Consider the following 10,182-nt stretch of genomic DNA (forward strand, 5'->3'; position numbering starts at 1 on the left):
CCGGTGCGGGCCGGCGGGCGGGCCGGCCGGCCGGCGGACGCGGGGCTGCGCGCCGCCGAAGAGGTCGAGGAAGGGGGAGTCGATGTCGCCGCTGTCGGCGGCCACCGGCTCCCGCTGCTCGCCGCGCGGGGCCAGCGGGCGGGGCGGCTGGAAGACCCCGACGCGACCGTGCTGGGGACTGGTCACCAGAGCCGGGTCGAGGGTGACCTCGTCCAACTCCTCGTCCGGTGGGTAGTCGAACGATCGCGCACGGTTACCGTAGGGTCCGGCCGGACGTCCGGCCGGGGAACCCGGCGTGGAAGAGCGACTCATGCGACCGCCTCACCCGCGTCGTTCGTCTGCGCCGTCTGCGTACGCCCGGTCATGCCAGTTCCTCCCGGATCCTGATCCGGCTCGCGACGAGGCGCGGGTCGCGCAGTTCGGCGGCCGGCTCCCGGGTGCGTCGCCAGTCCGTCAGCGCGGTCCGGATGACCATGCGCGCCGGCCGGTCCGGGTCGACGTACCGGAAGATGAACGAGGTCGTCACGATGGCGAGCGAGATCTCCCAGGCGGGGAAGAGCTCGACCTGGAGCGTGAACAACCAGTGGATGAACATGTAGAGGGGTACGAGCAGCATGAACAGGCCGTACTGGGCGTACGGCAGATGGACGGGAAGGGTGTAGCCGGGCGGCCCCAGGTAGACGAGGCGAGCCCGGTAGATGTCGTCGTCGGTGCGCAGCCGCATCGTCGCCCAACGCCTATTCGAAGATCAGCTTGATCAGGTAGTCGCCGACGAAGAAGAGTGTGGCGGCGCCGGCGATGAAGGCCAGCCCGATGATCGCGATGGCGGAGCTGGTCAGCACCTTGGAGATCTCGCCCCGGCTGGCCCGGCCGATGAAGATCACGCCGAGCACCGCGAGCAGGATCGGGGCGATCTTGCTGGCGAAGAAGGAGACGACACCGTTGGTGTCGATGCCCTTGGGAGCCGGCTCGGCGAGTGGAGTCGACGCCAGGGTGTGGAGCGCGTGGTCGACGGCGGCGGACGCCGTCCCCATGAGCTCGATGGCGATCACTGGAAAACCTCCCCAAGGTCGCGGCCGGCGGCGCCGCGGTGGTGCACGTGGGCAAAGCCTGGCGGGATGGTGCTCGTTCCACACAGCGTCGACGACGCTGCGTTCGTCGCCCACCACGAAGGGTGGTGAGCTGTGGGGGGATTCGTCCCGCTTAGGCCCTCCCTCCAGGCTTCGCCATCTCGATGCTGGGCAATTCCAAAGCGTACGGCCCGGCCACCTTTGCGACAACCCGCGAAGAGTCGACCCGGAACGGACCCGACGACCGATCGTACACCTGTTCCAATCCGCACTTCAGGGGTGCCGTCCGCCGGGGTCGCCCGGGCCGCCGGAAGCCCTGCTGGCGACCGGTACTGTCGGGTCCGTGACCGATCTGGTACGGGCGGAGACCCCGGTGGTGATGGGCGTCCTCAACGTCACGCCCGACTCCTTCTCCGACGGCGGCCGATACGCCGACCTCGACGCCGCCGTCGCACACGGAGTGCGACTGCGGGCGGCCGGCGCGGACCTTGTCGACGTGGGCGGCGAGTCCACCCGGCCGGGCGCCGACCGAGTCGACGCGGAGACCGAGATCGCCCGGGTGCTGCCGGTGATCCGCGAGCTGAGCGCCGCCGGCATCCCGGTCAGCATCGACACCAGCCGGGCCCGGGTGGCCGAGGCGGTCCTCACCGCCGGCGCGGACGTGGTCAACGACGTCTCCGGCGGCCTCGCCGACCCGGACATGGCCCGGGTGGTGCGGGACGCCGGCTGCCCCTGGGTGCTCATGCACTGGCGGGGTCACTCGCGCGAGATGCGGGACCTGGCCCGCTACACCGACGTGGTGACCGACGTGCGGGCCGAGCTGAGCCGGCGCGTCGACGAGGCGCTGGCCGCCGGGGTGGCCGCCGACCGGATCATCGTCGACCCGGGGCTGGGCTTCGCGAAGACCGCCGCGCACAACTGGGAGTTGAGCGCGCGCCTGCCCGAGCTGGTCGACCTCGGCTTCCCGTTGCTGTTCGGGTCGAGCCGCAAGTCCTACCTGGGCCGGCTGCTCGCCGGCCCGGACGGCAACCCCCGTCCCACCGCCGAGCGGGAGGCGGCCACCGTGGCCACCAGCGTGCTCGCCGTGGCGGCCGGCGCCTGGGGGGTACGCGTGCACGACGTCCGGGCCACCGCCGACGCGCTCGCCGTCTGGCGGGCCACCGGCCGCCCGTGCCTGGCCCGGCCCACCAAAGACGAGGGGGAGCATTGACCGACCGGATCGAGCTGACCGGCCTGCGCGCGCACGGCCGGCACGGCGTCTACGACTTCGAACGCGCCCAGGGCCAGGAGTTCGTGGTCGACGCGGTGCTCGAACTCGACCTCGCCCCGGCCGCCCGCTCGGACGAGGTGACCGACACCGTGCACTACGGCGAGCTGGCCGAGAAGCTGGTCGCGGTGGTCACCGGCGAGCCGGTCAACCTGATCGAGACGCTCGCCGACCGGCTGCTCGCGGTCTGCCTGGCCGAGCCGCTGGTGGCCGCCGCGACGGTCACCGTGCACAAGCCGGAGGCCCCGATCCCGCACGCCTTCCGTGACGTGGCCGTGACGATGCGGCGTACCCGATGAGCCGGGCCGTGCTGTCGATCGGCAGCAACCTGGGCGACCGCCTCGCCCACCTGCGCGCCGCGGTGGCCTCGTTCGGCGACACCGTGCTGGTGGTCTCCGGCGTCTACGAGACTCCACCGTGGGGGGACGCCGAGCAGCCCGCGTACCTCAACGCGGCGGTGCTGGTCGGGGACCCGGTGGCGACCCCGCGCGACTGGCTGGCGCGGGCCCGGGCCGCCGAGGCGGCGGCCGGGCGCACCCGCGACCCGGAGCGGCGGTACGGGCCGCGGACCCTCGACGTGGACGTGATCGCGGTCTGGGACGCGGCCGGGGAGCCGGTGCTCAGCGCGGATCCCGAGCTGACCCTGCCGCACCCCCGGGCCCACCTGCGCGCCTTCGTGCTGCGGCCGTGGATCGACATCGAGCCGCACGGCCGGCTGCCCGGCCACGGCTGGCTCACCGATCTGCTCAACGCCGAGCCACTCGCCTCCGACGCGCGGGAACTCGGTCCGCGCCCCGATCTGGCGTTAGAGTCGGACACATGACCCTGTGGAGCCGGACGGCATGAGCCAGGCGCAGTCCCCGCGCGACCCCCACCGTTTCCGGATGGGTCCGACCCGGATCTCCACGCTGGTGGTGGCCGCCCTGGCCGCCGCCGCGCTCGCCTGGCTGCTGATCAGCACCTTCTACTACGAGGTGGCCCCCAACCTGCCCTGGCTGCCGGTGGTCACGCTGGCCGGCCTGGCCGTGCTTGAGGCGTACGCGGCGGTCAACACCCGCGGCCGGATCGAGCGCCGCCCCGGCCGGGATCCGGTGAACCCGCTGCTGGTCGCCCGGTTCGTGGTGCTGGCCAAGGCGTCCGCCCTGGCCGGGGCCATCTTCGCCGGCTTCTACGCCGGGCTGACCGCCTGGCTCTTCGTCGAGCGGACCAACGCCGCGGTGGGCGACCGGCCGGCCGGCGGGGGCGGGCTGCTCGCCTCGCTCGCCCTGGTCGCAGCGGCGCTCTGGCTGGAGCGGTCCTGCCGGGTGCCCGAGCAGGAGGACGACGAGGACCGGGAGCCCGGCGACCGGGAGACCCCGCGCGGCCGGCTCTGATCAGGGGGTTCCCAGCACCTCCCCCCGCAGGTACCGTGCCTGGCGACCGGAGAGCAACGGCCGCCGCCGGTCCGCCCGCGCGTCGGACCGCACGGCCGGCCATGTGGGAGGCGCGGGCCATGGGGTACGACGAGACGGGCCGGATCGCGCCGGTGGAGACGTCGTCCGGCGTGCCCGCGGCGGTGCTGGAGAACGTCTTCGACGACCCCTCCCACGGCGAGCCCGGCCGGGACCGGATCGCCGTACACGTGGTCTGGGAGTTCCTGCTGCTGGTCGGGCTGGCCGCGGTGACCTGGCTGCTCTGGCGCGAGGACGCGGACGCGTTGCGCGGCGGCGCGTTGAAGACGCTGCTGGTCGACGTGGCCGGGCTCGGGCTGCTCACCCTGGCCGCCGGGCTCAGCCTGCGGGCCGCCGCGGTGAACCTGGCGATCGGGCCGGTCGCGCTGGCCGCCGCGCTGCACTTCGCCGAGCAGGGCGACCGCGGCGTGCGCGAGGCGCTGCTCCCGGCGCTGGTGGTGGCGGCGCTCGGCGGGCTGGCGCTCGCCCTGGCCGTCGTGGTGCTGCACGTGCCCGGCTGGGCGGCCAGCCTGGCCGGCGCGGCGGGCGTGATCGTGTACCTCGAGCGGCGGACCACCCCGGTCGTGGTCCAGGGCGGCTACGACCCCCGGAGCACCGCCCTCTACCTCTTCGTCGGCTTCGCCGCGGTGGCCGTCCTCGGTGGGCTCTTCGGCGCGATCAAACCGGTCCGCCGGCTGGTCGGGCGGTTCCGGCCGGTCGCCGATCCGGCCCGGCGGCGGGGTGCCGTGGCCGCCACGGTGACCGCGCTGGCGCTGATCGCCTCGACCGTGCTGGCCGTGCTCGGCGGGGTGCTGATCGCCGCGAACGGGGACGGTCCGGTGGCGCCCGCCAGCGGGCTCGACTGGTCGGTCATGGCGATCGGCGCGGTGATGCTCGGCGGCACCAGCGCGTACGGCCGGCGGGGCGGGATCTTCGGCACCCTGCTGGCGGTGTGCGCGGTGGAGGTCTTCCTGGCCTGGGCCGTGGCGCAGGACTGGACGATCAGCCGGTGGGCGGTGGGCGGGGCCGCCCTCGGGGCCGGGCTGCTGGTCACCCGGCTGGTCGAAACGTTCGGCCGGCCGCGGCCGGCGCCGCCGGGTGGGGTGCCGGCCCGTCCCACCGGACCGGGCGGCGACGGCACGATCAGCACCGGCTGGGCGCTGACCCCGTCGCCCGAGCCGGCCGACGCCTGGCCGTCGGTGCTGCCCGTCCGGGACACCGACACCGTCGACTCGTGGGAGTCGCCGCGCTGGGAGAGCGAGCCGCGCCGCTGGGACGCCGGGGACCGCTGACCCGGGCCGCCCGCCGCCGGCGTCGCGTCCGGCGGGCCCGAGCTGATCTCGCCGGTTAGGCTCGCGGCATGACGGAGACTCCTGCCCCCGGCGGCCGTACCTTCGACGAGCTGGACAAGCTCTCCACCGAGGAACTGCGCGAGCAGGCGTTCCACCTGGCCCGGGAGCGCCGCGACGTCGAGTTCTTCTGGTCGGTGCTGCGGCACCTGCCCAACGCGGACGAGGCCGCGATCCTGGACGGCGCCCCCAACTCGGTCGGCCCGATCATCGACGAGGCCAACGCCCTCTGGCGGGAGCTGACCGGGCACGGCTACGAGGAGGCCGCGCCGCTGCTGCGGGCCGCCTTCATCGACTACCTGATGAAGCACTGACCCGATGCCCGCCCGCCGACCCTCGGCGGTCGCCCGGGTACGCAGGTTTGCCCGGCGCGGTGGGCCGGGAACTGACCGCTCCATGGCCCTCAGCAACCGCCCCCGCACCGTCGGCGCGTACGGCACGGCCGCCGGCACCGGCACGCTCGCCGCGCTCCTGCTCGTCGCCGTCTGCGGCAGCCCGATGTACGTGGGCTGGGTGCAGGACCACACCGACCCGACCGGGGCCGGCGGCTGGTTCCTCCGGCTGCTCGCCTGGCCGGCCTGGCGGCTGCACGCCGACGACCCGTCGCAGGGCGTGCTCGCCACCAACCTGCGGGCGATCCTGCTGGTCGTGCTGGCCGCCGCGCTGCTCTACCTGCTGCCCGGCCCGCAGGTGGCCCGGGTGGAGAGCTCGGGCAGCCAGTTCTTCTCCGGCTGGGGCGCGTACGCCCTGGCCGCCGGCTGCACCGCCCTGCTGGCCACCCTCCTCGGGCCGCACGGCTCGCTCTTCGCCGCCTTCCAGGGCGCCAGCACCGGTGTCACCTACGGCTTCTTCGCCGGCTGGATCGTCGGCCTGGCCAGCCTCGGCGGCCGCGCCTGACGCTGGTGGATCGTCGGCCCGGGCGGCTCAGTCCAGCACGCCGAGGCCCAGCACCCGGGCCCGGCTGAGCAGCCCCACCGGCCGGCCGTCCTCGGTGACCACCGCGTGCTCGGCGCCCGCGGTGAGCAGCCCACCCAGCGCGTCGTACGCCGAACCGCCCAGCGGCACGGCCGGCAGGTCGGCCCCGCCGTCGGCCGGGAGGGGGTCGAGCACCTCGCGGGTCACCGGGGTGACCGCCAGCCGGCGGATGCCCCGGTCGGCGCCGACGAACTCGCGGACGAACGGCGAGGCGGGCGACCCGAGCAGTGCCGCCGGGGTGTCGTACTGCTCCAGCCGGCCGCCCTCGGAGAGCACCGCGATCCGGTCGCCCAGCCGGACCGCCTCGTCGAGGTCGTGGGTGACCAGCACGATGGTCTTGCGGACCTCGGCCTGCAACCGGAGGAACTCCTCCTGGAGCCGGGTCCGGACGATCGGGTCGACGGCCGAGAACGGCTCGTCCATCAGCAGCACCACCGGGTCGGCGGCGAGCGCGCGGGCCACCCCGACCCGCTGCCGCTGGCCGCCGGAGAGCTCGTGCGGGTAGCGGCGGCCGAACTGCCCCGGGTCGAGGCCGACCAGCTCCAGCAGCTCGTCCACCCGGGCCCGGGTCCGCTCCCGGGGCCAGCCGAGCAGCCCCGGCACGGTGGCCACGTTGGCGGCGACGGTCTGGTGCGGGAAGAGGCCGACGTTCTGGATGACGTACCCGATGCGCCGGCGCAGCGTCACCGGGTCGACCCGGGTGACGTCGTCGTCGCCGAGCAGGATCCGCCCGTCGGTGGGCTCGATCAGCCGGTTGATCATGCGCAGCACGGTGGACTTGCCGCAGCCGGAGGGGCCGATCAGCACCACCAGCTCGCCGGCCTTCACCTCCAGGCTCAGCTCCCGCACCGCCTCCGTGCCGTCCGGGTAGCGCTTGCGGATGCGCTCCAGGCTGATCGACGCCGCGCCGTGTCCGGCGCCGGGTCCCGGGGTAACGTCCACGTGTGTCCCTCCACCTGAGCTACCGGGCCGCGCCCGGTAACCCGTGGTTCTCCTGGCAGTACGTGCGGGACAACTCTGACACGATCCTGGCCGCGCTGCGTGAGCACACCTGGCTGACCGCCCGGGCCGTGCTCATCGCGGCGCTGGTGGCGCTGCCGCTCGCGGTGGCCGCGTACTGGTTCCGGTCGCTGGCCGCCCCGATCGTGGCGCTGACCGGGGTCCTCTACACCATCCCGTCGCTGGCGCTGTTCGCCTTCCTCGCGCCGTACCTGGGCATCGGCGCGATCACCGTGCTCACCGTGGTGGCCCTGTACGCCCTGCTGGTCATCGTGCGCAACGCGCTGGCCGGGCTCAACCAGGTGCCGCCCGAGGTGCGGGAGGCCGCCGAGGGCATGGGCTACGGCCGCTGGGGCCGGCTGTTCCGGATCGAACTGCCGCTGGCGCTGCCGGGCATCATCACCGGCGTACGGCTGGCCACGGTCTCCACGGTGGCGTTGGTCACGGTCGGCGTGGTGGTCGGCCGGGGCGGCCTCGGCCAGCTCATCTTCGCCGGCTTCCAGAACAACTTCTACAAGGCCCAGATCATGACCGGCACCGTGCTCTGCGTGCTGCTGGCGCTGGTGCTCGACCTGATCCTGGCCGCCGTGGGCCGGTTGCTCACCCCCTGGCTGCGCGGGCGGAGCTCATGAACCCGGTGCAGCAGGCGGTCGTCTGGCTGAACGACCCGCTCAACTGGACGAACCCGGGCGGCATCCTGGACCGGCTGGGCGAGCACCTGAGCATGTCCGCGCTGGCGGTGCTGCTCGGCTGCCTGGTGGCCTGGCCGGTCGGGCTCTGGCTCGGGCACACCGGCCGGGGCGGCGGTTTGGTGCTGCTGGTGTCCAACGTCACCCTCGCCGTCCCGACCCTGGCCCTGCTGACCATCCTGCCGTTGACCTTCCTCGGCTTCGGCCGGCCCGCGGTGGTGGTCGCGCTCGCGGTCTTCGCGGTGCCGCCGCTGCTGGCCAACGCGTACACCGGGGTGCGGCAGGCCGACCCGGAGGCCCGGGACGCGGCGCGCGGGATGGGGCTCTCCGGCGCGCAGGTGCTGCGCCGGGTGGAGCTGCCGCTCGCGGTCCCCTACCTGGCGGCCGGGTTCCGCACCGCCGCCGTCCAGGTGGTGGCCACCGCCGCGCTGGCCTCCTTCGTCAACGGCGGCGGGCTCGGGCAGATCATCCGGGCCGGTTTCGGGCTGGACATCGCGGCCGGAGGCGGCCAGATCGTCGCCGGCGGGGTCCTGGTGGCCGGGCTGGCGCTGCTCGTCGAGGGGGTGCTGGCGCTGGTCGAGCGGGTGGTCACGCCGCGCCCGCTGCGCCGGGCCCGGCGGGCGGCGAACCGCCGTGCGACCGCCGCCACGGCGGGCGGCTGAATCCACCGGGTGACGATCGGGTGACGAAACCCGCTCGGAGTTTGTCGGTCCGAGCCGGAGGATATTGGCTGGAACTCGCGGGCGGCCGATCGGATCGCCCGTCGGACACGCGGCCGGCCCGGACGGGTCGCGCCGGGACACGGAAGGCGGGCACTGATGCGCGCACGTACCAGCCTGGCCGTCGGGGCGCTCGGCGTCCTGACCGCCGGCCTCCTCGCCGGCTGTGGTGACGCCGGTTCCTCCGGCACCGACGCGCCCGAGAAGGGCGCCTCCGGGGCCGGTTGCGCCCCGGTCGCGGGCGACAAGCTGGTCGTCCTCACCGACGACAAGAAGCTCCAGAACACCGACAACGTCATCCCCGCGGTCAACGCGAAGGCGGCCACCCCGCAGCTCGTGGCCGCGCTCGACAAGGTCTCTGCGAAGCTCGACACCCCGAAGCTGATCGAGCTGAACCGGGCGGTCGACGTCGACCGGAAGACCCCGCAGGTCGCCGCGAAGGAGTTCGCCGACGCCAACGGCGTGACCGACGGCGTCGAGAAGGGCCCGGGCGGCCAGGTGACGGTCGGCGCCGGCAACTTCAGCGAGAGCCAGACCATCGCCGAGCTCTACAAGATCGCGCTCACCGCGGCCGGCTACCAGGTCAAGGTGCAGACGATCGGCAACCGTGAGCTCTACGAGCCGGCCCTGGAGAAGGGGCAGGTCCAGGTCGTTCCCGAGTACGCGGCGACCATGGCCGAGTTCCTCAACACCAAGGCCAACGGCAAGGACGCCCAGCCGGTCTCCTCGCCCGAGCTGGACAAGACGGTCAGCGCGCTGAAGGCGGCCGGCGACAAGGTCGGCATCAGCTTCGGCCAGCCCGCCCAGGCGCAGGACCAGAACGCCTTCGCGGTCACCAAGGCGTTCGCCGACAAGTACCAGCTCGCCACCCTCTCCGACCTGGCCGCCAAGTGCTCCGGCACGGCCACCGTGCTGGCCGGCCCGCCCGAGTGCCCGCAGCGGCCGAAGTGCCAGGCGGGCCTCGTCGAGGTCTACGACTTCAAGGCCGGCTCGTTCAGCTCACTCGACGCGGGCGGCCCGCAGACCAAGAACGCCCTGAAGACCGGCGCGGCCAGCGTCGGCCTGGTGTTCTCCTCCGACGCCGCGCTCGCCGCGAGCTGACCACCGCCGCCGGCACCGGCGGGCCGCCCCCGGCCCGTCGGTGCCGGCGGGGGCGAGCCGCCGTGGCCGAAGCGGAGCCCTGGTCACCGGCTTCTACATCGATGCTTTCGGCCCGTTCCCTACCGGGGCAACTCTCGGTAGTCTGCTCAGCCATGCCCGCCTCGGTCGCCCCCGCCGAAAACCGCAGTCCCGCGCTGCTGACCGTCCTGTTCTGGATCGGCGTGGCGCTCGCGCCCCTGGCGGCGCTCATCCTGCTGGTCGCCGACGGCAACGGCACGCTCCGGTTCGGCGCCGTGCTGGCGATCCTGGCCGTGGTGCTGATCGGCCTCTCCATCGCCCTGCGCGCGGAGAACGGCGGCGGCGCGGCCGGCGCCGACGAGCTCCGCGCGGAACTCGAGCAGCTCCGCCGGGAGCTGCGCGGCGAGATCGTGGCCGCCGCCCAGCGCGGCAACCAGGCGCTCGACCAGGCCCAGCGGACCCAGGAGTCGGTCACCGCGATGCGTCGACGGCTCGACGCCGCGGCCGCCGGCATCGCCGCCGCGGCGGGCATCGCCACGCCTGCCGCCGAGGAGCCGGCCGGTGG

14 protein-coding genes and 1 pseudogene are annotated in these 10,182 nt (G+C 74.3%); 11 read left to right on the forward strand and 4 right to left on the reverse strand.

What is annotated here, in order from left to right:
- From B0E53_RS27800 to B0E53_RS27810, 3 genes are all read right to left on the reverse strand, one after another.
- On the reverse strand, window positions 1-216 hold a 216-nt coding region (locus B0E53_RS27800; RefSeq protein WP_246835630.1), incomplete at its 3' end, for a hypothetical protein.
- A 145-nt stretch (window positions 217-361) separates the two neighbouring features.
- The gene (locus B0E53_RS27805; protein WP_091317037.1) at window positions 362-724 is read right to left on the reverse strand and encodes a hypothetical protein; all 363 of its coding nucleotides are present in this window, start codon (window positions 722-724) and stop codon (window positions 362-364) included.
- Between the two features lie 13 nt (window positions 725-737).
- Entirely contained in the window at window positions 738-1,052 is a 315-nt protein-coding gene (locus tag B0E53_RS27810) for a hypothetical protein (protein WP_107078731.1), read from the reverse strand.
- 361 nt (window positions 1,053-1,413) lie between these two features.
- On the opposite strand from B0E53_RS27810, the gene folP reads away from it, so the two are divergent.
- The 7 genes from folP to B0E53_RS27845 all read left to right on the forward strand — a co-directional run bounded on the left by folP (window position 1,414) and on the right by B0E53_RS27845 (window position 6,013).
- Window positions 1,414-2,280 carry a dihydropteroate synthase gene (gene folP, locus B0E53_RS27815; protein ID WP_107078732.1) on the forward strand — a complete coding sequence of 289 codons (867 nt, stop codon included), beginning with the start codon at window positions 1,414-1,416 and terminating at the stop codon, window positions 2,278-2,280.
- A complete protein-coding gene (gene folB, locus B0E53_RS27820) occupies window positions 2,277-2,636 on the forward strand; it encodes a dihydroneopterin aldolase (protein ID WP_107078733.1) in 360 nt (119 codons plus the stop codon). The genes folP and folB overlap by 4 nt, the downstream gene beginning before the upstream one ends.
- A complete protein-coding gene (folK, locus tag B0E53_RS27825; RefSeq protein WP_107078734.1) occupies window positions 2,633-3,160 on the forward strand; it encodes a 2-amino-4-hydroxy-6-hydroxymethyldihydropteridine diphosphokinase in 528 nt (175 codons plus the stop codon). The genes folB and folK overlap by 4 nt, the downstream gene beginning before the upstream one ends.
- 19 nt (window positions 3,161-3,179) lie before the next feature.
- Window positions 3,180-3,710, forward strand: coding sequence for a DUF3180 domain-containing protein (locus B0E53_RS27830; RefSeq protein ID WP_107078741.1), 531 nt, complete (start codon window positions 3,180-3,182; stop codon window positions 3,708-3,710).
- A gap of 119 nt (window positions 3,711-3,829) precedes the next feature.
- Window positions 3,830-5,059: an ABC transporter permease gene (locus tag B0E53_RS27835; RefSeq protein WP_107078742.1), complete on the forward strand. Its 1,230-nt coding sequence runs from the start codon at window positions 3,830-3,832 to the stop codon at window positions 5,057-5,059.
- Between the two features lie 68 nt (window positions 5,060-5,127).
- The gene (locus B0E53_RS27840; RefSeq protein WP_107078735.1) at window positions 5,128-5,430 is read left to right on the forward strand and encodes a hypothetical protein; all 303 of its coding nucleotides are present in this window, start codon (window positions 5,128-5,130) and stop codon (window positions 5,428-5,430) included.
- Between the two features lie 82 nt (window positions 5,431-5,512).
- Complete coding sequence (locus B0E53_RS27845) at window positions 5,513-6,013, forward strand: hypothetical protein (protein WP_107078736.1); 501 nt, start codon at window positions 5,513-5,515, stop codon at window positions 6,011-6,013.
- Window positions 6,014-6,040: 27 nt separating this feature from the next.
- Here B0E53_RS27845 and B0E53_RS27850 read toward each other — a convergent pair whose 3' ends face one another.
- Window positions 6,041-7,033 (reverse strand): ATP-binding cassette domain-containing protein, encoded by a 993-nt coding sequence (locus B0E53_RS27850; RefSeq protein ID WP_107078737.1) that lies wholly within the window; start codon window positions 7,031-7,033, stop codon window positions 6,041-6,043.
- A gap of 2 nt (window positions 7,034-7,035) precedes the next feature.
- Here B0E53_RS27850 and B0E53_RS27855 point away from each other — a divergent pair, with 2 nt between their 5' ends.
- The 4 genes and pseudogenes from B0E53_RS27855 to B0E53_RS27870 all read left to right on the forward strand — a co-directional run.
- Window positions 7,036-7,722, forward strand: a complete 687-nt coding sequence (locus B0E53_RS27855; RefSeq protein WP_107078738.1) for an ABC transporter permease — start codon at window positions 7,036-7,038, stop codon at window positions 7,720-7,722.
- Window positions 7,719-8,441, forward strand: a complete 723-nt coding sequence (locus B0E53_RS27860; protein WP_107078739.1) for an ABC transporter permease — start codon at window positions 7,719-7,721, stop codon at window positions 8,439-8,441. Before B0E53_RS27855 ends, B0E53_RS27860 begins: the two co-directional genes overlap by 4 nt.
- A gap of 156 nt (window positions 8,442-8,597) precedes the next feature.
- The gene (locus B0E53_RS27865; protein WP_107078740.1) at window positions 8,598-9,599 is read left to right on the forward strand and encodes a glycine betaine ABC transporter substrate-binding protein; all 1,002 of its coding nucleotides are present in this window, start codon (window positions 8,598-8,600) and stop codon (window positions 9,597-9,599) included.
- A 152-nt stretch (window positions 9,600-9,751) separates the two neighbouring features.
- Window positions 9,752-10,182 (forward strand): annotated as a pseudogene (locus B0E53_RS27870) (hypothetical protein); the annotation flags it as partial.

Source organism: Micromonospora sp. MH33, assembly GCF_003013775.1.
Lineage (GTDB): Bacteria > Actinomycetota > Actinomycetes > Mycobacteriales > Micromonosporaceae > Micromonospora > Micromonospora fulviviridis.